The 22,264-nt window shown below is 66.0% G+C and carries 18 protein-coding genes; 6 read left to right on the top strand and 12 right to left on the bottom strand.

Annotation, left to right across the window (positions count from 1 at the left end; genetic code table 11):
- Window positions 1-2: 2 nt before the first annotated feature.
- The 6 genes from FPP74_RS03380 to gdhA form a co-directional block, all read right to left on the bottom strand.
- On the bottom strand, window positions 3-1,505 hold the full coding sequence (locus FPP74_RS03380) for a sodium:alanine symporter family protein (RefSeq protein ID WP_095277505.1): 1,503 nt from the start codon (window positions 1,503-1,505) through the stop codon (window positions 3-5).
- 75 nt (window positions 1,506-1,580) lie between these two features.
- On the bottom strand, window positions 1,581-2,435 hold the full coding sequence (gene mutM / locus FPP74_RS03375; RefSeq protein ID WP_095536782.1) for a bifunctional DNA-formamidopyrimidine glycosylase/DNA-(apurinic or apyrimidinic site) lyase: 855 nt from the start codon (window positions 2,433-2,435) through the stop codon (window positions 1,581-1,583).
- Complete coding sequence (rnc, locus tag FPP74_RS03370; RefSeq protein ID WP_095277509.1) at window positions 2,436-3,209, bottom strand: ribonuclease III; 774 nt, start codon at window positions 3,207-3,209, stop codon at window positions 2,436-2,438.
- Window positions 3,206-3,742, bottom strand: coding sequence for a DUF177 domain-containing protein (locus FPP74_RS03365; RefSeq protein ID WP_144717156.1), 537 nt, complete (start codon window positions 3,740-3,742; stop codon window positions 3,206-3,208). The genes rnc and FPP74_RS03365 overlap by 4 nt, the downstream gene beginning before the upstream one ends.
- Before the next feature lie 13 nt (window positions 3,743-3,755).
- On the bottom strand, window positions 3,756-4,559 hold the full coding sequence (locus FPP74_RS03360) for a DivIVA domain-containing protein (protein ID WP_095534830.1): 804 nt from the start codon (window positions 4,557-4,559) through the stop codon (window positions 3,756-3,758).
- Window positions 4,560-4,641: 82 nt separating this feature from the next.
- A complete protein-coding gene (gene gdhA / locus FPP74_RS03355) occupies window positions 4,642-5,988 on the bottom strand; it encodes an NADP-specific glutamate dehydrogenase (protein WP_122086121.1) in 1,347 nt (448 codons plus the stop codon).
- 157 nt (window positions 5,989-6,145) lie between these two features.
- On the opposite strand from gdhA, the gene FPP74_RS03350 reads away from it, so the two are divergent.
- Window positions 6,146-7,303, top strand: a complete 1,158-nt coding sequence (locus tag FPP74_RS03350) for a glycerate kinase (protein ID WP_144717155.1) — start codon at window positions 6,146-6,148, stop codon at window positions 7,301-7,303.
- 30 nt (window positions 7,304-7,333) lie between these two features.
- Here the strand turns inward: FPP74_RS03350 and FPP74_RS03345 are convergent, their stop codons facing one another.
- A complete protein-coding gene (locus tag FPP74_RS03345; RefSeq protein WP_095534832.1) occupies window positions 7,334-7,732 on the bottom strand; it encodes a hypothetical protein in 399 nt (132 codons plus the stop codon).
- 35 nt (window positions 7,733-7,767) lie between these two features.
- Between FPP74_RS03345 and FPP74_RS03340 the strand changes: the two genes are divergently transcribed.
- From FPP74_RS03340 to FPP74_RS03320, 5 genes are all read left to right on the top strand, one after another.
- Window positions 7,768-9,093 (top strand): DUF4921 family protein, encoded by a 1,326-nt coding sequence (locus FPP74_RS03340; protein ID WP_186439372.1) that lies wholly within the window; start codon window positions 7,768-7,770, stop codon window positions 9,091-9,093.
- A gap of 101 nt (window positions 9,094-9,194) precedes the next feature.
- Window positions 9,195-10,478, top strand: a complete 1,284-nt coding sequence (locus FPP74_RS03335; protein WP_095536786.1) for an amidohydrolase — start codon at window positions 9,195-9,197, stop codon at window positions 10,476-10,478.
- Window positions 10,479-10,525: 47 nt separating this feature from the next.
- On the top strand, window positions 10,526-12,943 hold the full coding sequence (locus tag FPP74_RS03330) for a glycogen/starch/alpha-glucan phosphorylase (RefSeq protein WP_144717154.1): 2,418 nt from the start codon (window positions 10,526-10,528) through the stop codon (window positions 12,941-12,943).
- A 35-nt stretch (window positions 12,944-12,978) separates the two neighbouring features.
- Window positions 12,979-14,862: an aminodeoxychorismate synthase component I gene (gene pabB, locus FPP74_RS03325; RefSeq protein ID WP_144717153.1), complete on the top strand. Its 1,884-nt coding sequence runs from the start codon at window positions 12,979-12,981 to the stop codon at window positions 14,860-14,862.
- The gene (locus FPP74_RS03320; protein WP_095545916.1) at window positions 14,832-15,617 is read left to right on the top strand and encodes an aminotransferase class IV; all 786 of its coding nucleotides are present in this window, start codon (window positions 14,832-14,834) and stop codon (window positions 15,615-15,617) included. The genes pabB and FPP74_RS03320 overlap by 31 nt, the downstream gene beginning before the upstream one ends.
- Here the strand turns inward: FPP74_RS03320 and FPP74_RS03315 are convergent.
- The 5 genes from FPP74_RS03315 to FPP74_RS03295 form a co-directional block, all read right to left on the bottom strand.
- Entirely contained in the window at window positions 15,586-17,988 is a 2,403-nt protein-coding gene (locus FPP74_RS03315; protein WP_095545917.1) for an excinuclease ABC subunit UvrA, read from the bottom strand. The two genes, FPP74_RS03320 and FPP74_RS03315, sit on opposite strands and share 32 nt — an antisense overlap.
- A 105-nt stretch (window positions 17,989-18,093) precedes the next feature.
- Window positions 18,094-19,518: a pyruvate kinase gene (gene pyk / locus FPP74_RS03310; RefSeq protein ID WP_095534968.1), complete on the bottom strand. Its 1,425-nt coding sequence runs from the start codon at window positions 19,516-19,518 to the stop codon at window positions 18,094-18,096.
- A 52-nt stretch (window positions 19,519-19,570) separates the two neighbouring features.
- A complete protein-coding gene (gene lgt, locus FPP74_RS03305) occupies window positions 19,571-20,572 on the bottom strand; it encodes a prolipoprotein diacylglyceryl transferase (RefSeq protein ID WP_144717152.1) in 1,002 nt (333 codons plus the stop codon).
- Between the two features lie 59 nt (window positions 20,573-20,631).
- The gene (locus FPP74_RS03300) at window positions 20,632-21,468 is read right to left on the bottom strand and encodes an indole-3-glycerol-phosphate synthase (protein WP_095277546.1); all 837 of its coding nucleotides are present in this window, start codon (window positions 21,466-21,468) and stop codon (window positions 20,632-20,634) included.
- Window positions 21,469-21,541: 73 nt separating this feature from the next.
- Window positions 21,542-22,264, bottom strand: a complete 723-nt coding sequence (locus FPP74_RS03295) for a TIGR02234 family membrane protein (protein WP_095553943.1) — start codon at window positions 22,262-22,264, stop codon at window positions 21,542-21,544.

The raw sequence follows: 22,264 nt of genomic DNA, 5'->3' as shown, positions 1-22,264 counted from the left end.
GGCTACTGATCCGGATGATCCGCCACCTTCAGGTCCTCCGCGCTGCGGCGGGTGACCGGGTCGGAGCCGTCCCAGTACTCCACGTTTTTCAGCCCCGGGACCATGTCCCGGTGGAAGACCGGGTCGACGCCCTTGGCGCGCTGCTCGTTGTAGTTCTTCAGCAGCTTGAAGGCCACCCCGCCGAGCGGGACGATGGCGATGATGTTGATGATTGCCATGGTGCCCGCCATGGTGTCGCCCAGCGCCCACACGAGCGGCAGCGAGCCGAAGGCGCCGAAGATGACAAAGCCGATCACGCCGAGGCGGAAGAGCAGCATGACGAGCTTCGAGTCGGTGAGGTACTCCACGTTGGCCTGCGCCAAGTAGTAATTGCCAATCACGGAGGAGAAGGCGAGGAAGAACAGGATGAAGGTGACGGCGTGGGTGCCCCACGCGCCGACGCTGTCCGCCAGCGCGGACTGGGTCAGCGACGCGCCCTGGATGTCATCGTTGCCGTAGGAAACAGCTGGGCCGAGCAGCACGATAAAGGCGGTGATGGTGCAGACCACGAGGGTGTCAAAGTACACGCCGAGGGTTTGCACCAGGCCCTGCTTGACCGGGTGCGACACCGTCGCGGTCGCCGCCGCGTTCGGCGCGGAGCCCTGGCCGGCCTCGTTGGAGAACAAACCGCGGCGCATGCCCTGGGCGAACGCGACGCCCAGCCCGGCGCCGGCGACCTGCTTGAGGCCGAGGGCGTGTCCGACGATGAGGGCGAACATCCCGGGCACCTCGGTGATGTTCATGATGATCACGAGCAGGCCGATCAGAATGTACGCGATGGCCATGAACGGCACGATGATCTGCGTCACGCTCGCGATGCGGGTCACGCCGCCGAAGATGATCATCGCCGTCAGCGCCGCAACCGCCGCGGCGACGATGCACTTCATGGCGACGGAGTCGGTGTTGAACGAGCCGCCGACTGCCTCCACGATTGAGTTGGTCTGAATGGCGTTGTACACAAAACCGTAGGTCAGCGACAGCGCGACGGCGAAGATGACGGCCAGCGGCTTCCAGTTCAGCCCGCGCGTCATGTAGTAGGCCGGGCCGCCGTGGTAGTTCCCGTCCTCGTCCTTGGTCTTCCACAGCTGCGCGAGCGTGGACTCGACGAACGCGGTAGCGCCGCCGACCAGGGCGATGATCCACATCCAGAACACGGCGCCCGGCCCGCCGACGGAGATGGCCAGCGCCACGCCGGCGATGTTGCCGGTGCCCACGCGGGACGCTGCGGAGATAGTGAAGGCCTTGAACGCGGAGATGCCACCGTATTCCTCATCAAGGTCGCGGCCCTCGCGGTCCTTGCCCTTTGGTGTCTCGGTGACCGCCTTGAGCATTTCAGGCAGGAGTCGGATCTGCACAAAGATGGTGCGGAGGCCGAAGTAGATACCGGCTGCCAGGAGCAGCCAAGGAACGACGTTCCAGATGATGCCATTGAGCGAGTCGTTCACAAACGACGTTGCGGATTCCATGGCGGGAATCTTAATGGGTGATATGAGGAAACTCGCAACGACGATGTACGCTTCCCCACATTCGTGGGCGGGCAGTTAGCCGCGTTGGCACTGGGGGCAGTAGAAGCTGGAGCGCCCGCCCACCACCATCCGTTCGATGGGGGTCCCGCAACGGGCGCACGGTGCGCCCGCTTGCCCGTATGCGTTTAACGAGCGCGAGAAGTACCCCGAGGCGCCGTTGACGTTGACGTAGAGGGAATCGAAACTGGTGCCGCCCTGCTCGAGGGCGCGTGCCATCACGTCCCGCGCGTGGTCCAACAGCGCGATGGTGTCGCGTTGGCGCAGCGAGCGGGCGCTTTTCGACGGCCTCACGCCCGCCGCCCACATCGCCTCATCGGCATAAATCGACCCGATCCCGCTCACCACCTCTTGGTTGAGCAACACCGTCTTAATCGCCGAGCGTTTCGTGCGAATCAGGCGCGCCGTTGCGACCGCGTCAAAGTCGTCCTCGAACGGGTCCGGGGCAATGTGCGCGACTGGTTCGGGCACATCGCCGGAAAACGGGGCGTACTGCCACAGCCCGAAGGTGCGCTGGTCCACGAAGTCCAGCTCGAGCGGCTCCCCTGCCACTGCGCTATCGCGGCCGGAACCGCCAAGCAGGGCCCGAATGCGCAGGTGCGGGCTGTCAACGCTGCCCGGAGCGCCGACGAGCATCTGCCCGCTCATGCGGAGGTGGATGACAAGAGCGTCGGCGCAATCCAGCGTGAGCCACATGAACTTGCCGCGCCGCCCGGTGCCGGTAATGGTTGTTCCGGGCAGGACAGCTGCGAGGTCGTGGGTGTTCCCGCGGACCGCGCGGGGGTGCAGCACCTCGACCGCGGTGAACGTGCGGCCGACCACGTGGCGATCGAGCCCGCGGCGGACCACCTCCACCTCTGGCAGTTCGGGCACTTAGTGCTCCTTGGCGGTGCCCGCCACGGCCTCGGGGTGGTCGCGGAGGAACCGGACCGCGTTGCGCGCCGCTTCTTGCTCCGCCAGCTTCTTGCTCGGGCCGACACCGCGGCCACGGGACTCCTCGCCGACGAAGACGTCGGAAGTAAAGGTCTTGTCGTGGTCGGGGCCCACCGAGGTGGCGCGGTACTCCGCCAACGGGGCCTTCAGCTCTGCGAGGCGCTCCTGCAGTTCGGTCTTCCAGTCCTTGTGCTTGCCGGAGACGGTAGCGTGCTGCAGCTTGTCGTCGAACAACCGGAGCACGACGTCCCGTGCCGCGGTGAAGCCGTGCTGCCGGTAGATCGCGCCAAACAGGGCCTCGGTCGTATCGGCCAAGATCGAGTCCTTCTTCCGGCCGCCCGTGGCCTCTTCGCCTTTGCCCAACAGGATGTGCGGGCCCAGGTCAATCTCGCGGGCGATGTCCGCCAGCCCGTAGCGCGACACGATGGCCGCACGCATCGGAGACAGATCGGACTCCGGCCGTGACGGATAGAGCTCGAACAGTTTCGTGGCCACCGACAGCCCCAGCACGGCGTCGCCGAGGAACTCAAGGCGCTCGTTGTTTGGGAGGTGACCGTGCTCGTTGGCAAAGGAGCGGTGCGTCAGGGCGAGGCGCAGGTAATCGTCGTCAAGCTGCACGCCGATGCGCTCGAGCAGCGGCGAGTGGTCCACTGCGGCGAAGGCTTGCGCAAGGGCTTCCTCGCCGGAGAGTTTGTGTTTGCGGGAACGGCTCACAGGAACTTCTCCAAACCGGCCCAACGCGGGTCGACCAGGTTGTTTTCCTTCCCTGACACGCCGTCCGGGTCGGGGACCTCGGTGTCGCCGTCGCACTCTGGCTCGCAAACCGGGTTGAACGGTAGGGTCAGGCCCGCCTCGTCCACAAACGCCTGCTCAAGGTCAACCGTTTCGTCCTCAATCCGGCGGATCTCATCGCCCGAGCCCTGGTCCTCCTCGGCCTCAGCATCGCCGACGATGAAGCCGTCGTCGCCTTCAAACACCTGCGAGATCTGCAGTGTCTTCGTGGGCGTCAGCGTCTTCAAGCAGCGGACGCACTCGCCCTTGAACTGAGCGGTCAGGCTGGCGTCCACGAGCACGCCCGAGCCGAGCGGGGTGATGGTCGCATCCACGTCCACTTCCTGGCCCTCCGGGAGGGCAATCATCTCCGGCCCCACCCTCGACGGGCTCGGGCCGGACAGGTGGACGGTGACTGGCATTCCGTCGCCGTGGAGTGCGTCGGCGACATCAACAATGAAAGGATTCTTAGCCATAACAGCCAGTATCCTACTCACGGTTTCCGCGGTCAGCTCGCTGGCTCCGGCCGCTGCGCGGGTAGCCGCGAGGCTCGTAATGGTCCGTCCTTACGTCTCCCCTGCTGTCACCGCGGTCGCGCGACGTACCGGCTGCACCGGCGCCACGGCGCAGCGCGGAACGGTCCGAGGACACAGTGCGCAGGACGGAGGACAACGACTCCTCGAACTCCGCCAGCTTGGAATCCACGTAGTCGTCGCACTCGCCGCGCAGTCGGGACGACTCGGAGTGCGCCTGCTCGACCAAGCGGTGCGCCTCCTCGTCGGCGCGGCGCATGACCTCGGACTCGGAGATGAGGTGCTCCTGCTGCGCAAGGCCCTCGTCGATGGAGCGCTGGTACTGCTGCTTCCCATCCTCCACAAGGCGCTCGGCCTCGGTGTGGGCGCTATCGAGCGCGTAGTCCGCTTCCTCCTGAGCGCGCGAGGTGATGCTCTCCGCGTCCTGCTCGGCACGGGCGACCAGCGAGGTGGCCTGCGCCTGCGCGTCGCTCAACATGGATTCGGACTGGGACTGTGCGTCCCCGAGGATGTGGTCTGCCTCCGCCTTCGCGTCGCCCACGAGCTGGTCCGCGCGGTTTTCGGCACCAATAAGGATCTCGTCCTGCTTATCCAGGACGTCCTGCGCATCATCGATCTCCTTGGGGAGGGACTCCCGGATGTCGTCGAGAAGCGTGAGCATCTCGTTGCGCGGAACCATGCAGTTGGCGGTCATTGGCACGCCGTATGCACCCTCAACAGTCTTGACAAGCTCGTCCAGTGCTTCAAATACGCGATACATAGCTCAATAGCCTACTGGAATCCGCCCCGCGCGAAGCGAAGGCGGAACCAGTGTCCAACAACAACTACAACGACTGCGGCGGTTAGATGACGCCCTGCGCCAGCATCGCGTCTGCGACCTTCTTAAAGCCCGCGATGTTCGCACCGATGACGTAGTCGCCAGCATGGTCGTACTCCTCCGCGGTGTTCGCCGTGACGTTGAAGATGCCGGACATGATCTGGTGCAGGCGGCCGTCGGTGTAGTCGAAGGTCCAGGAGTCACGCGACGCGTTCTGCTGCATCTCCAGTGCCGAGGTCGCCACGCCACCGGCGTTGGCGGCCTTGCCCGGGCCGAAAGAGATCTTCTTTGCGCGGAAGACCTCCACTGCCTCTGCGGTGGACGGCATGTTTGCGCCCTCCGCCACGTACTTCACGCCGTTGGAGATGAGCTTCTTCGCGTGCTCACCGTCCAGCTCGTTCTGGGTCGCGCACGGCAGGGCAACATCCGCCTTGAGGTCCCAGATGGAGCCGTCCTCGTGGTAGGTCGCGCCCTCCGTCTCCTTTGCGTAGTCACTGATGCGTGCGCGGCGAACCTCCTTGACGTCACGCAGCAGCTCAACGTCGACGCCGTTCGGGGTCTCGACCCAGCCGGAGGAGTCGGACATGCCGACGACCGTGGCGCCGAGCTCCTGCGCCTTCTGCGCTGCATAGATGGCCACGTTGCCGGAACCGGAGACGATGACCTTCGCGCCGTCGAGGGACTCGCCCTTTGCCTTCATCATCTCCTGCGTGAAGTACACGCAGCCGTAACCGGTTGCCTCGGTGCGGACGAGGGAGCCGCCCCAGGTCAGACCCTTCCCTGTCAGGACACCAGACTCGTGCTGGTTTGCCAGGCGGCGGTATTGGCCGAAGAGGAATCCGATCTCGCGGCCGCCCACGCCAATGTCGCCGGCGGGGACGTCGCGGTACTCGCCGATGTGGCGCCACAGCTCAGTCATAAAGGACTGGCAGAAGCGCATGACCTCGCCCTCGGACTTGCCCTTCGGGTCAAAGTCGGAACCGCCCTTGCCGCCGCCGATGGGAAGGCCGGTCAGAGAGTTCTTGAAGATCTGCTCGAAGCCAAGGAACTTGATGATGCCCAGGTTCACGGACGGGTGGAAGCGCAGGCCGCCCTTGTAGGGGCCAAGCGCCGAGTTGAACTGGACGCGGAAGCCGCGGTTGACGCGGATCTCGTTATTGTCATCCATCCAGGGGACGCGGAAGATGATCTGGCGCTCCGGCTCGCACAGACGCTCAATGAGCCCGTAGTCCGCGTAGTGCGGGTCCTTGCCCAGGACGATCTTCAGGGAGTCGAGCACTTCGGCGACGGCCTGGTGGAATTCCGGCTCACCGGCGTTGCGCTGGAGCAGCTTGTCGTAGTAGCCAGCGACCTCTTGTTCGATCGAGCTCATGAGCTTTCCTTTCAATACCTGTTAGGCAGTAGGTTTCAGGATCGCGGTTCAGCCTACAGCAGGTTTCGGTCTCGCGATAGAAAACTGCCAAATTTTCATTCTTGGCAGCCAGCTACAATGCCCTCAACATCCCAGCACGCACGGAAAAGGGGAAATTATGAGCTTGATCACAAATGACGTCGACGGTGTTGAAGCGCCCTCCGCGCGCATCGTTATTGCACCAGGCTCGTTCAAGGGCACCGCCACTGCGGAACAAGCCGCACAGTGGCTCGGCGAGGGCGTCCGCAGCGTCATCCGCGACGCCGACATCACCCTCGCACCCATGGCCGATGGCGGCGAGGGCACCTCCTCCCTTTTTGCTGGTGAGCGCATCACTCTCCCCACCACGGACGCCGCCGGGCGTCTCACCGAGGCGACCTACACCTACGACGCGGCCACCGAGACCGCCTACATCGACGTCGCCGCAGCCTCCGGCCTCCCCGCCGTCGCTGACCACCCGGTACCGCTCACCGGCGACACCTATGGCACCGGCGTGCTCATCGCGGATGCGGAAACGCGCGGCGCGAAGCGTATCGTCCTGGGCCTCGGCGGCACCGCCACGATCGACGGCGGCACCGGCATCCTCGTCGCGCTCGGCGCGAACCCCATCGACCAGGCCGGCTACCAGCTCAAACCGGGCGGTGGCTCCCTCACACAGCTCGCCGACCTGGACACCGCCAAAGTCAATGTCCCCGCCGGCGCGCTCGAGTGGCTGTTGCTTACCGACGTCACCTCGCCGGCCACCGGCCCCTCCGGTGCAGCCGCAGTGTTCGGCCCGCAGAAGGGCGCGTCTGCCGAGGACGTCGAGCTCCTCGACGCGGGCCTGACCCGCCTGTGCGAGGTGGCCGGGATCGACCCCGCCACGCCGGGGATGGGCGCCGCGGGCGGCCTGGGCATCGGCATCACGTGGCTCTCCACGCTGCTGCACGGCGACGCCAGCCACGTCCACATCACGCCCGGCGCGCGAGCCGTCGCCGACGCGAACGGCGTAGCGGACCTGATCGGAGCTGCCTCCCTTGTGATCACCGGAGAGGGCCGCTTCGACTCGCAGACCGCGAGCGGCAAGGTCGTCGGCGCGATCTGTGAGATGGCTCGCGAGGCAGGAGCAGGCTCCCCCACCGTCGCAGTGGCGGCGGGAAGCTTTGAGGGCGAGCCCGACGGGGGCGTGCTGGCTGTGCAGCTGGAGGATATTGCCGATATCCGCGAGCAGCTCGTCCGAGCGGGCGCGCAGATCGCGGTCGCGTACCTCAACGACGGCGCTACTGGCGCCGAGTAGCCGAGGGGTCAGCGAGGGGGCGGCGAAGGGTCAGCGCAGGATCGTGACCATCCACGGGAAGAGCGCTGGCACCTCGAAGCGGTCCTGCTGCTCAAGCGCGACCGGGTCGCGCGGCAGGTCCGCCTTCGGGGTAAGGATGCGCGAGAGGCCCATGGCCAGGCGGTTGTAGCTGTCCACGCCCTCGGCGCTGATGAGGTACCGGTGCACCTCGGCCCCGTCGGCGGCGGGGTCGGTGCCGCGCTCTTCTTCGTAGGCGCGCGTGAAAACGGCGAGCACGGGGGCGTCGAGAAGCACTGAACCCTGGGCCTCGAGCGAGGCGGCGCTGAGCTTGCCGCGACGAACGAGAATGTCCAGCGCGCGCTGGAACGCATCGCCGATTTCGCCAGCGTGGGCGGGCGGGACAAGGACATCGAACTGGATGTGGGGCATGCGACAAGCCTAACCAAGGGGTTACGCTGGGTCGCATGAGCTTTCCGCTGCCCTTGCACCGCGACGCACTGTCCACCATGGCCGACGGGACGATCAAGCAGGTCAACCCGTTTTCCGGTACTCAAGTGTGGACCGTGCCGGGGCGCGGGAACCGGCCGCTATCCACACCCGCGGCCGACCCGAAGCCGCTCTCCGGGGACGACTTCACCCACGCGTGCAACTTCTGCGAGGCGAAGCAACTGGCCACGCCACCGGAGAAGTCCCGGATGGTGCGCAACGGCGAGGAGTGGCGCATCCTGCGTAACCAAATGCCGCACGAGCTGGAACAAACACGTGCCGAATTCAGGCGCGTACCCAACCTCTTCGAAATCGTCTCCTACCAGTACTGGAAGGAGAACTACGGCTACGAGATCACCGAGGCCCAGCGCTCGCGTATGGATGGCTACTTGGCCGACCACGAGGGCCGCGAGCACATCTATAACATTGTCCGCACGCGGCTGAAGGCCTCCGGGCACCAGGGCGAGCCGGACGAGGCGACCCTCATGTCATACGTGCCCGCATATTTTGCGGGCGGGCATGACGTGATCATCGGGCGCAGGCACTACGTTGACGGCGCGGAGAATGACTCACAGCTCGCTGGCTCGGGCACGCTCACGCCGGAGGAACACTTCGGCTTCATCACCTTCACCATCGACGCGCTCGCGGACCTGCTCGACCAGAACCGCTACGCTCCCTACGTGGTGGTGTTTCAAAACTGGCTTGCCCCCGCGGGCGCGTCGTTCAATCACCTGCACAAACAGCTGGTGGCTATCGACGAGCGCGGGGTCCAAGCCGAGCTGGAGATCAGCAAGTTGCGCCAGAACGTGAACATGTACAACGAGTGGGGCGCGAACTACGCCAGCTACCACAACCTCGTCATCGCGGAGAACGAGCACGCCATTGTGCTCGTCGGCATCGGGCACCGCTACCCCACCGTGAGCGTCTACTCCAAGTCCCCGACCTGCGAGCCGTGGAAGCAGACCCCGGACGAGGTCCGTGGCATGTCCAACCTGCTGCACGCTGTCCACGCAGCGACGGGACCGGAGGTGTCGACGAACGAGGAGTGGCACTACAAGCCGGTGGACCTGGACCTGCCTATGCCGTGGCGGATCAACATCAAGTGGCGTATCTCCACGCTCGCGGGGTTCGAGGGCGGTACGAAGATCTACGTCAACACGCTCTCCCCGTTTGATATTCGCGACCGTGTGGTGACCAACATGTACCGGCTGCGCGAGGAAGGCGCGATCGACCCGGGCATCCGGATTGCGACGGAGTGCGCACCGGCGCGCAACGCGCTGCGCTACAACCCCGCGGTTGGGTGAACGCGGGGCGCACGCGATCGCTCGAGCGCCGCGCAAGGTGGTAAACAGGTAAATACACCCAAACCATCGAGCGTGTGGGTTGACCACACGGAGGAGCAACCTTGAGCGACACGAGCAATATCGCGTCCATAATTGAATCCTACGAGATCGATCCGGCCTGGCAGCGCAGGCTCTACGAGCTGCTGCACGCCAACCCGGAACTCTCGCTGCAGGAGGAGGAAACGCACCAACGCCTCCTGTTGGAACTGAGCTTCCTTGACTGCGAGGTCATCGCGCCGATTGGCAAGTACGGCATCTGCGCTATCTTCCGCAACGGCGAAGGCAGCACGGTCTTGCACCGTGCGGACTTCGACGGCCTGCCCGTGACCGAGCAGACCGGCGTCCCCTACGCGTCGCACAAGCGCGTCACCACGAAGGACGGCGAAGTAGTGGGGACCATGCACGCCTGCGGCCACGACATTCATACCGCCGCACTGATGGGCATGTGCCACTTCCTGGACAACACGCGCGACAAGTGGTCGGGCACGTTTATCGCCCTGTTCCAGCCTGGTGAGGAGATCGGCGCAGGCGCAGAAGCGATGGTGGACGATGGATTGGTGGACCGTATCCCCTTCCCCGAAGTCTGCTTCGGCCAGCACGTCATGCCCGGGCGCGCGGGGCAGGTCATGTCCAAGTCCGGCCCGCAGTTTGCTGCCTGCGACTCCATCCGCATCCGCATCCCCGGCCGCAGCGCGCACGGCTCGATGCCGCACAACTCCATCGACCCCACCTACACTGCCGCGATGATCATCTCCCGCATGCAGGCGCTGGTGGGCCGCGAGGTAGATCCGAACGACTTCGCCGTGGTCACCGTGGCCAGCATGCACGCGGGCACGACCAACAACATTATCCCGGGCCACGCGGAACTGGTGTTGAACTGCCGCTTCTACAGCGAGCGCACCAAGGCCCGCGTCTACGCCTCGATCGAGCGCGTCGTCCACGCCGAGGTGCTCGCCTCCGGCTCCACCGAGGCGCCCACGATCGAGTACTTCGCGCACGGCGAGCTGATGAGCAACGACGCGGTGGTGTACAACAAGGTCCGCGCCACGTTTAATGATGTCTTTGGCACCGATTCCGTCAACGCCGCGCGCAAGACGGTGTCCGAGGATTTCCCGGTGCTGCCGCAGGCCTTCGGCGTGCCGTACTTCTTCTGGCTCATCGGCTGCACCCCGCGCGAGCAGTGGGACAAGGCCGTCGCGGCGGACCGCGTGGAGCAGGACGTACCTGTCAACCACATGGCCACGTTCCTCCCCGAATACGAGCCCACGATCAAGGCGGCAACCAACGCCGGTTTGGCCGCGGTGCTGACCTATTTGGCCACTGACGCGCCCGCGAAGAGCCGGTAGGCTCGGGCAACGGAAACTCATTTTGCAAAATTCCTGGAAGGCAGAGCATGAACAACCCCGCACACGCCCCGTCGCTCGAAGCCGCGCTCGGCGGCCATGTCCGCGCGTTTTCCGGTAGCACGCCGGAAAACGCCACGAATAAGAAATTCTGGACCGGCTTGTCCTCCGCCGTGATGGAGCAGCTGGCGGACAACTGGGATGCCACCCGCTCCAAGTACGCCGCGGGCCGCCAGGCCGCGTACTTTTCCGCCGAGTTCCTGCAGGGCCGCGCACTGCTCAACAACCTGACCAACCTGGGTCTGGTCGACGAGGCACAGCGCGTTGCGCGTGAGAACGGCCACGAGCTGTCGGACGTGCTCGAGGCCGAGCACGACGCGGCGCTGGGCAATGGCGGCCTCGGCCGTCTCGCCGCCTGCTTCCTCGACTCTGCAGTGACCCAGGACTACCCGCTGACCGGCTACGGCCTGCTCTACCGTTACGGTCTGTTCCGCCAGGAGTTCGTCGACGGGTTCCAGAAGGAGCACCCGGACGCCTGGAAGGAGTCCTTCTACCCGTTCATCGTTCGACGCGGCTCGGAGCAGCGCATCATCAAGTTTGATGACATGCACGTGCGCGCCATCCCGTTCGACATGCCGATCACCGGATACGGCACCGACAACGTGGGCACCCTGCGTCTGTGGGACGCGTCGCCGATGCACGAGTTCGACTACGACGCCTTCAACCACCAGCGTTTCACCGACGCGATCATGGAGCGCGAAGCGGTCCACGACATCACCCGCGTGCTCTACCCCAACGACTCCAGCTACGCGGGCAAGGTGCTGCGCGTGCGTCAGCAGTACTTCTTCGTCTCCGCGTCCCTGCAGGAGCTGGTAGACAACTACGTCGAGCACCACGGCGAGGACCTCAGCGAGTTCCACAAGTACAACTCCATCCAGCTCAATGACACCCACCCGGTCCTAGGCATCCCCGAGCTGATGCGCTTGCTTATGGACGAGCACGGCATGGGCTGGGAGGACGCCTGGGAGGTCACCTCCAACACCTTCGCCTACACCAACCACACCGTGCTGCAGGAAGCGCTGGAGACCTGGGAAGAGTCCATCTTCAAGCAGCTGTTCTGGCGCATCTGGGAAATCGTGCAGGAAATTGACCGTCGCTACCGCATCGACATGGAACAGCGCGGCATCGGCCCGGAGGAAGCGCACCACTACTCCCCCGTGCACGACGGTTCCATCCACATGGCGTGGATCGCCTGCTACGCGTCGTACTCCGTCAACGGCGTGGCCGCGCTGCACACCGAAATTCTCAAGCGTGACACGCTCGCCTACTGGTACGGCATGAACCAGGAACAGTTCAACAACAAGACCAACGGTGTGACCCCGCGCCGCTGGCTGCGCATGTGCAACCCGCGCCTGTCCGCGCTGCTGGACCGCCTTGCGGGCAGCGACGCCTGGGTGACCGACCTGTCCAAGCTGCAGGAACTGAGCCGCTACGCCGACGACCCGGCCGTGCTCAAGGAGCTGCGCGAGATCAAGGCCGACAACAAGCGCGACTTCGCCGAGTGGATCGCGGAGCGCCAGGGCGCGGAGATCGACCCGGACTCCGTCTTTGATACCCAGATCAAGCGCCTCCACGAGTACAAGCGCCAGCTGATGAACGCGCTGTACATCCTGGACCTGTACTTCCGCATCACGCAGGACGGCGAGCGTGACATCCCGAAGCGCACCTTCATCTTCGGCGCCAAGGCGGCTCCGGGCTACACCATGGCCAAGGGCATTATCAAGCTCATCAACACCATTGCCGAGCTGGTGAACAATGACCCGGAGGCCTCGAAGTACATCACGGTCGTGTTCGTGGAGAACTACAACGTCTCCCCCGCCGAGCACATCATCCCGGCGACCGACGTGTCCGAGCAGATTTCCACGGCCGGCAAGGAGGCCTCGGGCACCTCGAACATGAAGTTCATGATGAATGGCGCGCTGACCCTGGGCACCATGGACGGCGCCAACGTGGAGATTGCCGAGGCAGTGGGCGAGGAGAACGCCTACATCTTCGGCGCCCGCGAGGAGCAGCTTCCCGAGCTGAAGCGCAACTACGACCCGAAGCAGGTCGCTGCCGACACCCCGGGGTTGATGCGCGTGCTCGATGCGCTTGTCGACGGTACCCTGGACGACAACGGCAGCGGAGCCTTCCACGACATCCGCACTTCCCTGCTCGACGGCTTCGGCTTCGACGACCCGGACGTCTACTACACGCTCGGCGACTTCGCGGACTACCGCGACACCCGCGACCGCATGGCCGCCGAGTACTACGCAGACCCGGATCACTGGGCGAAGATGTGCTGGATCAACATCTGCGCGTCCGGCCGCTTCTCCTCCGACCGCACCATCCGCGACTACGCGGAGGAAGTCTGGAAGATCGAGCCGACCCCGGTCAACGCGGAGCACAACGCGTCCACCGCAAACTAGGAGGCGTACACCCCAGCGGTAAGATCATCCGCACCATGATCTTGCTGCTGGACAACCGCGATTCCTACACCTACAACCTCGCCCACCTCGTGGCGGAGGTGGCCGGCAGCGAACCCCTGGTGGTCCGCTGCGACGCCCCAGAGGCACCGGAACTCCCCGCGCGCATCCGCGCCGGGGAGTTTTCCCATATCATCATCTCCCCCGGCCCTGGCACCCCGGAGAGCGACGAGGATTTCGGGGCCTCCCGGCGCGCCATCGAGGCCGCAGCGGAGGCCAAACTTCCGCTGCTCGGGGTGTGCCTCGGGCACCAGGGCCTCGGGCTTTTCGCCGGTGCGCCGATCCACCGCGCCGCACCGCAGCACGGCATGCTGTCCACGCTCACCCATTCCGGCGAGGGCATCTTCGCGGGGCTTCCGCAGGGCATGCACGTGGTGCGCTACCACTCGCTGTGCGTCGCTGATCCCGCAGCCAGCAACCCGCGTTTGGAAGTCCACGCCCGCGCTGAGGACGGCACGGTCCAAGCGCTCAAGGTCGCGGGCCTGAACCACTGGGGTGTGCAATTCCACCCCGAATCGATCCTCACCGAGCACGGCGAGGCGCTCATGCGTAACTTCCTTGGCCTGCCCGGTCCGTGGCGCGTAGCGCGCACACGGCTCGAGGGCGCGCTCGACACCGAGGCGCTCTTCCGCGCGCTGCGCTCCACCCTGCCGGCGACGGAGGCGTTTTGGCTCGACTCCGCTACCGGCGACGGCACCACCATCATGGGCACTTCGGCCGGGAGTCTCGCTGCGGTGTTTGACGGTGCGGGGAGCGTCGATAAGCTTTCTGCCCAGCTGCAACGCGGGGCAGTCGGGCCCATCCCTGGCGGGCTCGTGGGCTACTGCGCCTACGCGCGCACACCCGGCGCGGGCTGGTGGCTGCGCCCGCACGCGTTTGTGGTCTACCACCACGATGGCGCCGTGGTGGAGTGCTGCGTGCTCGTCGACGAGCACGAGACACCCGAGACCGAACGCTTGATGCAGCAGCTTATCCACGCCGTCCGCACCGCCCAAGCGACCGCTACCCCGCGCCCGCACGAGGCGTGGCCAATCGATCTTGGGACCGGTGCGTGGCGGATGGACAAAGACACGTACCTCGGGCGCATCGGGGACATCAAGGAGGCGCTCGCACGCGGCGACTCTTACGAGGTCTGCCTCACCGACACGTGGGAGACCACAATCACCGGGAGCGGTCTCGACGCGTACTGCCGGCTGCGCCGCGCCAACCCCGCGCCGTACGCTGCGTACCTGGACACGGGCACGGAGGAGATCCTCTGTTCCTCTCCCGAGCGGTTCCTCCGCGTCCGCGGGGGCATCGTGTCCTCCAAGCCGATCAAGGGCACGATCGCACGCGAGGAAGACCCGGCGTTCCTGCGACAGGACGCGAAGACGCGGGCGGAAAACCTCATGATCGTGGACCTGCTGCGCAACGACCTGTCCCGGGTGTGCGAGCCCGGGTCGGTCGAGGTACCCAGCCTGATGGCCGTGGAGACGTACGCGACGGTCCACCAGTTGGTCTCTACGGTGACGGGGCGGCTGCGCCCCGGCGTCACCGCGGCGGAGCTATTGCGGGCCACGTTCCCCGGGGGCTCGATGACGGGCGCGCCGAAGGAGCGCACCCTAGAGATCATCGACAGCCTGGAGGCCGGCGAGCGCGGCATCTATTCCGGCACGATCGGGTACTTTGCGTTCGACGGGACGGCGGACCTGAACATTGTGATCCGCACCGCGGTCAAACGTGGCGAGCAGCTCACTGTGGGTGCCGGAGGGGCAATCGTCTGGGATTCTGATCCCGTGGCAGAGTGGGATGAAAAGCAGTTGAAGGCCGATGCAGTAGTGGAGGCGTTGCAGTGTCCGAAAAGTTCGCGGAGTTCCCGTTAACGGAATACGTCTGGGAGGACGGTTTCCGCCCTCGCCGCTGGCAACCCGGCTCCTACGTGGACAGGTACACCGTCGCTGATTCGTGGCGCCATTCTCGTGGCCGTACGAACCGCCTTGACCTCCACCTCGACCGATTCGAGGAGACCGCGGGACCGCTCCCGGAAGGGTTCGTGGAGGAGATGGTCGCCATGGCCTCCGAGGGCGAGCTGTTCCCCCGCATCGCCTTGTACAAGGGTGAACTCATTTTGCAGCTCCGGTTCGCGCCGCTGCCCCGCGACACCACGAGTCTCACCTACGCAGCCGCGCCGGACCCGCGGAAGCACCCGCTAGTGAAGGGCCCCGACTTCATCCCGCTTCGCTTGCACCGGCGCGAGTACATGGATACACAAACCGATGACATCGCTATCACCGACAGCTCCGGCGCGATGGTTGAAGCGTCAAACGGCGCACTCGTCGCGTGGGACGGTGAAACGCTTGTCACCCCAGAGGGTGTCTACCTCCCCAGCATCACGCTGCGGCAGGTGACGGAGCGCGCCCGCTGGTTGGGCGTTCCCGTGCGGAGGGAGGCGCTCACCGTGGAGTCGTGCTGCGACCGCCCGCTGTGGTACCTCAATTCACTCCACGGGATTAGCCCGGTGAGCGAGATCCGGACAGCGCAGGGCACGATCATCCCGCCCGCGCACGCGGCGACTGAGCAATGGCGGGAGTGGTGGTGGTCCGGCTTTACGCCCGCGACCGCAGTGCTTCACCGGTAGGCGTATCCAGGCCTGCGAGCTTAGCGGGCGTTGCATCCGCGACGATTTGGCCGCCCTCGGCACCTGCGCCCGGCCCCATCTCCACGATGCGGTCCGCCTGGGCCATCATCGACAGATCGTGCTCGACCACCACGACGGTCTGCCCGGCGTCAACCAGCTTGTGCAGCTCCGCGTTGAGCAGTGCGATGTCGGCCGGGTGCAGGCCGGTAGTCGGCTCGTCCAGGATGTAAACCGTGTGGCCGCGGCGCGAGATGCGGGAGCGCTGCAGCTCGGTGGCGAGCTTAATGCGCTGGGCCTCGCCGCCGGAGAGCTCCGGCGCGCCCTGCCCCAGCCGCAAGTATCCAAGGCCGACGGCCTGGAGCGTTTCCACCGCGCGCAGGATCTTCGGCTCGTCGGCGAAGACCGTGGCGGCGTCGTCGACAGTCAGCTCCAGCACCTCTGCGATCGTGCGGCCCTCCCACTGGACCTCGAGCGTCTCGTCGTTGTAGCGGGCACCGCCGCAGTCCGGGCAGGTGGTGTACGAACCCGGCAAGAACACGAGCTCCACCTCGATCTTGCCAGCGCCGCCGCAGGTCGGGCACTGGCCTTGCTTCACGTTGTAGGAGAAGCGGGAGACGGTCCACTTGCGGTGCTTCGCCTCGTCGGTGGAGGCGTAGAGCTTGCGCACGTTGTCGAAGAGGCCGGTGTAGGTGGCCAGCGTGGAGCGCGGCGTGCGTCCGATCGGCTTCTGCGTAATCTGCACGACGCGGCTCACGCGCTCGAGGCCTTCCGCATTGTCGACGGACCACCCGCGCTCCTCGGCAGGGCTGTCCTCGTCGGTCACCATCGTCGCGTTGCGGCGCAGCAGCCCCGCGAGCACGGTGCTGATCAGCGTGGATTTGCCGGATCCGGAGACGCCAGCCACCGCGGTGAACTGGCCAAGGTGCAAGGTGAAGTCCAACGCGTCGATGCTGCGGGCGCGAACACCGGAGAGCACGAGGTCGCCGGCAGGCTCGGTCGGCTCCACCTTCAGCTCAAGTGTCCTATTGCGCAGGGCGCGCGCGGTGGGGGTGTCAGCGTCGTAGTCCGCAACCGGGCCAGAGTAGACCACGTCGCCGCCGCGCTGGCCGGCGAGCGGGCCGACGTCTACAAGCCAGTCGGCCTGCGCGACCAGGTCCATGTCGTGCTCGACCAGGAGGACGGAGTTGCCGGCGTCGATGAAGCGACGGCAGATGTCCAGCACCGCTCCCCGCTCGGCCGGGTGGAGGCCGGCGGACGGCTCGTCGAGCACGTACGCCACGCCGAACAGGCCGGAGCGCAGTTGCGCCGCCAGGCGGATACGCTGCAGCTCGCCGCCGGAAAGCGTTTGCGCCGGTCGGTCCAAGCTGAGGTGACCCAGCCCGAGCTCCAGGGCGGAGGTCAGCGAGGGCAGAATCTGCTTGAGCAGGAGCGCCTCGGCGGAGCTGGGGTCCTCCGGGTGCTGCTGCGCCAACAGCTCGTGGGCACGGTCGAGCGGGAGGGCGCCGAGCTCGTCGATAGGCAACCCTGCGTAGGTGACCTCGAGGGCGCGCTGGTTCAGTCGGCGGCCGTTGCAGGTTTCGCAAGTCCGCGACTCCATGAAGGACAGGGTGCGCTTGCGCAGCGAGTCGGACTGCGTCTCCGCGAGCGTCTTGCGCAGGTAGCTCGCCACCGAGCGCCAGGTGCCCTCGTAATTGCGCTGGATCTGGTCCTTCCCGCGCAGGGGCTTGACGGTGACTACCGGGCGCTCGTCGGTAAACAGGATCCACTCGCGGTCCTCCTGTGGCAGGTCCTCCCACGGTGAGTCCAGGTCGTAGCCGAGTGCCTGGAGGATGTCGTGGAAGTTCTTGCCCGCCCACGCGCCGGGCCACGCCTTGATCGCGCCGTCCTCAATGGACAGCGACGGGTCGGGGACCATCGTTGCCTCCGTCGGCTCGTGGACCACGCCCGTGCCGTGACAGGTGGGGCACATGCCCTCCGGCGTATTCGGGGAGAAAGAGTCGGAGTACAGGCCGTGCGGGTTGTCGCCCGCGCGGGAGTACAGGAGGCGGATGCTGTTGGACAGCGCGGAGATCGTGCCCACGGTCGAGCGCGTGCCGCCGGAGGTGGTGGACTGCTGCAGTGCGACGGTGGGCGGCAGGCCCTCGACCTGGCTCACTTGGGGGTCCACGGCGGAGCCGATGAGGCGGCGCGCGAAGGGTGCGACTGACTCGAGGTAGCGGCGCTGGCCCTCGCCGTGGATGGTGCCGAATGCGAGCGAGGACTTGCCCGACCCGGACACGCCCGTGACCGCCACGAGCTTTCCCCGCGGCATGTCGACGTCGACATTGTTGAGGTTGTGCAGGTGGGCGTCGCGGACAGAGATACTAGACATGCTGCCACCATACGTCCGCCCCCGGAAACGCGACATCGCCCCCGGCTAAACGCACGTTTTGGTGCGTCAGCCGGGGGCGATGCGGCAGCAGTTCGCGCGGAAGTCTTAGCGCGGGCTGCGGGTATCCTCGCCCAGCTGGTGGACGTGGATGGTGTTGGTATTGCCGGAGATTCCCGGCGGGGTACCAGCGACAACCACCATGGTGTCGCCTTCGTCGTAGCGGTCCATGCCCAGCAGGATTTCGTCGACGACCTCGATCATCTCGTCCGTGGAGTGGACGTCGCGGCAGAGGAAGGTCTCCGCGCCCCAGGACACGGCGAGCTGTGAGCGCACCTGCGGGTGCGGCGTGAACACCAGAATGGGCAGGTCCGGGCGCAGGCGGGCCACGCGGCGTGCGGTGTCACCGGAGGTGGTGAAGGTGACAATCGCGCGGGCGTGCAGGTTCTGAGCAATGTCCTTGGCCGAGTACGCCACCACGCCGCGCTTGGTGCGCGGGACGTGCTGGAGCTTCGGCACCTCGCCGGTGCCCTCTGCGGAGCGGACGATGCGGCTCATGGTGCGGACCACGTTGTGTGGGTCGACGCCGACGGAGGTCTCGCCGGAGAGCATGACCGCATCCGCGCCGTCCAGCACGGCGTTTGCAACGTCGGAAGCCTCTGCACGGGTCGGGCGGGAGTTCTCAATCATGGAGTCCAGCATCTGGGTTGCCACGATGACCGGCTTCGCGTTCTCGCGGGCGATCTGGACCACGCGCTTCTGCACGGCCGGGACCTCCTCGAGCGGGATCTCCACGCCGAGGTCGCCACGGGCAACCATGACGGCGTCGAATGCGAGGATGATCGACTCAATGGCGTCAACCGCTTCCGGCTTCTCCAGCTTTGCAATCACCGGGACGCGGCGGCCGACCTCGTCCATGATCTCGTGGACCAGGTCGACGTCCGCCGGGGAGCGAACGAAGGACAGGGCGATCATGTCCACGCCCATGTTCAGGGCGAAGCGCAGGTCGGCCTTGTCCTTCTCGCTCAGGGCCGGCACGGAGATGTTCATACCGGGCAGCGACACACCCTTGTTGTTGGACACCGGGCCACCCTCTGTCACGCGGCACACGACGTCGTTGCCGTCGACCTCGACGCACACCAGGCCGACCTTGCCGTCGTCCACAAGCAGGCGGTCGCCCGGCTGCGCATCGTTGGCCAGGCCCTTGTAGGTGGTGGAGACGCGGTCGTGCGTACCCTGCACATCATCGATCGTGATGCGGACGGTCTCGCCGGTCTCCCAGTAGGTCTTTTCGTCCTTGAAGCGGCCCAGGCGGATCTTCGGGCCCTGCAGGTCGGCCAGGATGCCGACGGCGTGACCGGTCTCGTCGGTCGCCTCGCGGACCCAGTCGTAGTTCTTCTGGTGATCAGGGTAATCACCGTGCGAGAAGTTCAGGCGGGCGACGTCCATGCCGTCCTTGACCAGCCCGAGGATGCCCTCCTTGGAAGCCACAGCCGGACCCAGCGTACAAACGATCTTTGTTCTTCTATCCACGATCTCCAACCTATCTGGATGTTGACGAACTCTTCAGGGCGACGACCCCGCCTCAGCCTTCATGACCGGGGCGATTGCCGGGCCCTGCTTCCGGTCTCCAACGGTACTCCTTTTCGTCTTCCGATGACCGTTCGGGCACAATCGGACATTCCGCCGTATCTTCCTGCGCTTCCCCACCGACCGGGCTAGACCCCCTAGTCGACCGCACCTGAGCTGTGGTTTCACGCCCCTCGGGCAAGCGTAGGAACAAGATAACCGCGATCAAAAACACAATTGCAGAAACCCAGGTGTTGACTCTCTGCCCGAAAATCATGGTCGCCTCGTCGCTACGCATGAGCTCCACAAAGAAGCGACCGAACGTGTACCCCGCCACGTAGAGCCAGAACACGCGGCCGTGCCCGAGGCGGAACCGGCGGTCCGCCCACAGCAGCAGCGCGCAGACGAGCAGGTTCCAGACCAGCTCGTAGAGGAATGTCGGGTGCACACTGGTCAAGACCTCGCCGGTCGAATGCCCGGTCAGTGGCGCGAACTTCCCGGACTCGTCGACCCGGTAGTAGATGTCCAGCGCCCACGGCACATCCGTTTCCGCGCCGTAGAGCTCCTGGTTGAACCAGTTCCCCAGTCGTCCGATGCCCTGTGCGAGCACAACACCGGGCGCGAGGGCGTCGGCAAGCGGCGCAAACGGCACCTTGCGGTACCGCATGAGGGCCCACACCGCGAGCGTGCCGAGCGCGACCGCGCCCCAAATACCCAGGCCACCGGCGGTAATGTTGAGCGCCTGCAGAGGGTCCTTGCCGGGGCCGAAGTATTTCTCATGGTCCGTAATGACGTGGTAGAGACGGCCGCCGACGATACCCGCCGGGATCGCCACGATGGCCGCGTCCCACACCACGTCCGGGTCGCCGCCGCGCGCCTTGTAGCGCCGCACGCCGAGCCACATTGCCGCGAAGATGCCGGTGATGATGCACAGGGCGTAGGCGCGGATCGGCACCGGCCCGAGGTGCCACACGCCTTGCGGCGGCGACGGAATATTTGCCAAATAAAAGGTTTCCACGACACATAGTGTGCCTGAGCGTGCCCCGAATCTCGAACAGGGCCTCGTGCTTATCGACGCTACCTCCGCGACGGGCAGGCCGGGTGCTGCCCGGCTGCGGCAAGCTTCCTGGTTGCCGCCAAGATGTCTCCCCCGTTCATGATCGCCTCGGCGGCCAGCACCGCGTCCGCCCCGCACGCGGCAGCCGCCATCAAGTCCTTCGCGGTCGCGACGCCGCCGAGGCTGATCTTGATCACCTCGCTGGGCAGACCCGGCGCGATTTCCGCAAACGCGTCGCGGTTGAGCGAGTTGGTCTCAAACGACCACGAGTTCACCGCGATGACGCTCGCCCCGGCCTGAAGCGCGCGGTCCGCTTCCTCTGGGGTGCGCACCTCCGCCATGACCACCATGCCGAGCGACTCCGCGCGGTCCAGCAGCGCGGCGAGCCTCGCCTGCTCCAGGATCTCCACCTGGAGGGGAAGCACGTCCGCGCCGTAGCAGCGCGCCTCGTGGATCTGGTAGGGGTCAACGATCACGTCCCTGCACACCATGGGCAGCTCCACCGCTTCCCTGGCGGCCGCCATGTCCGCCAGGGAACCGTCGAAACGCAGGCGCTCCGTCTGGCACGCGATGAGGTGCGCCCCGCCCTGCTCGATGGCGTGCGCCACCTCCTCGATGGACTGGTAGGTGGCGGCGGTCGGTCCGAACACCGGAGAGTTGCGCTTAATCTCCGCAACCACCCCGCACCCGTGGCGCAGCAGCGCGGCTTTGGCGTCCCGAGTTGGCGCCATTGCGCGGGAGCGGGCCTTAATGTCCTGGAAGGAAACGACAGATTCGCGCTTGGCAACGTCGCGCAGGACGCTGGCGACAACGGTGTTGACCTTGTCGGGCGCGTCAGCCGTGTGCGGTGCCAACATGACTACCTCCAGGAGTCTTGACTGTTGTCCATAGAATAGACGGGTTGGCCGCTGCGCACGAAATCTCCCCTGGTTACTGGTCCCGTCGGCGCACGGAGTGCTCCGGGCGCTCCGGGCGCTCCGGGTGCTCCGGCTGGCCCAACTGCTCAGTCGGATCGATGTCTGCGTCCAGCGCGTCCCACAGGACGCGACCCGAGTCCGGACGTGCTTCGAGGTCCTCATGGATCTTCTCGCGGCGCACCGTCTCCTGCTCGTACTTGTTCAGCTTCGCAGAGTCCTGTCCCGGCTTGGCCGCCAGCAGCACGCCGCCGACCACCGCAACGAGGCAACCGAGCAGCGCACCGATCGGCCCGAGCGGTGCCACCGTCGTGGCAGTAATGTCGGCCCATTCCGCAATCACAGCTCCTGATGACTGGGATTGTTGCGCGGTCTGCGCGGTGTCGGACCCCACGCTGAGCAGCGTGTGCACCCGCTCGGGGTCGATCGTGCCGAGCAGCGTCGTCGCCGGCGAAATCGCGCCGCCGACGCCCGCGAGCGCGCCAACGATGCCCACCGCGCGCCGACCCCAGCGCCGCAGGGCAACACCTGCGATCATGCCGACGATGAGCAGCAACGCGACCGCCGTCGTCTCCGTGGACCACTCCGCCCCGCGGATGGCCACGCTGCCTCCGCCGGAGAGGTCGTCCTGGTAGTCCACCTGGATCCATTCCATGCGTGCGAAGGCCCACAGCGCAGCGCCGCCCACGCCGAGCGCGATCGCGCCCGCGCGGGACCAGCCCTTCGACGGTTGGCTCAT

It is taken from the genome of Corynebacterium sp. NML180780 (assembly GCF_007786415.1).
In the GTDB taxonomy this organism is placed as follows: Bacteria; Actinomycetota; Actinomycetes; order Mycobacteriales; family Mycobacteriaceae; genus Corynebacterium; species Corynebacterium gottingense.
This window is presented reverse-complemented; position numbering and strand designations above follow the sequence as displayed.

Coding starts and splice junctions, on each gene's coding strand:
- FPP74_RS03380 (WP_095277505.1), bottom strand. CDS start 1,505: ATGGAATCCGCAACGTCGTTTGTGAACGACTCGCTCAATGGCATCATC.
- FPP74_RS03365 (WP_144717156.1), bottom strand. CDS start 3,742: ATGGCTAAGAATCCTTTCATTGTTGATGTCGCCGACGCACTCCACGGC.
- FPP74_RS03360 (WP_095534830.1), bottom strand. CDS start 4,559: ATGTATCGCGTATTTGAAGCACTGGACGAGCTTGTCAAGACTGTTGAG.
- gdhA (WP_122086121.1), bottom strand. CDS start 5,988: ATGAGCTCGATCGAACAAGAGGTCGCTGGCTACTACGACAAGCTGCTC.
- FPP74_RS03350 (WP_144717155.1), top strand. CDS start 6,146: ATGAGCTTGATCACAAATGACGTCGACGGTGTTGAAGCGCCCTCCGCG.
- FPP74_RS03345 (WP_095534832.1), bottom strand. CDS start 7,732: ATGCCCCACATCCAGTTCGATGTCCTTGTCCCGCCCGCCCACGCTGGC.
- FPP74_RS03340 (WP_186439372.1), top strand. CDS start 7,768: ATGAGCTTTCCGCTGCCCTTGCACCGCGACGCACTGTCCACCATGGCC.
- FPP74_RS03330 (WP_144717154.1), top strand. CDS start 10,526: ATGAACAACCCCGCACACGCCCCGTCGCTCGAAGCCGCGCTCGGCGGC.
- pabB (WP_144717153.1), top strand. CDS start 12,979: ATGATCTTGCTGCTGGACAACCGCGATTCCTACACCTACAACCTCGCC.
- FPP74_RS03315 (WP_095545917.1), bottom strand. CDS start 17,988: ATGTCTAGTATCTCTGTCCGCGACGCCCACCTGCACAACCTCAACAAT.
- FPP74_RS03300 (WP_095277546.1), bottom strand. CDS start 21,468: ATGTTGGCACCGCACACGGCTGACGCGCCCGACAAGGTCAACACCGTT.
- FPP74_RS03295 (WP_095553943.1), bottom strand. CDS start 22,264: ATGAGCCAACCGTCGAAGGGCTGGTCCCGCGCGGGCGCGATCGCGCTC.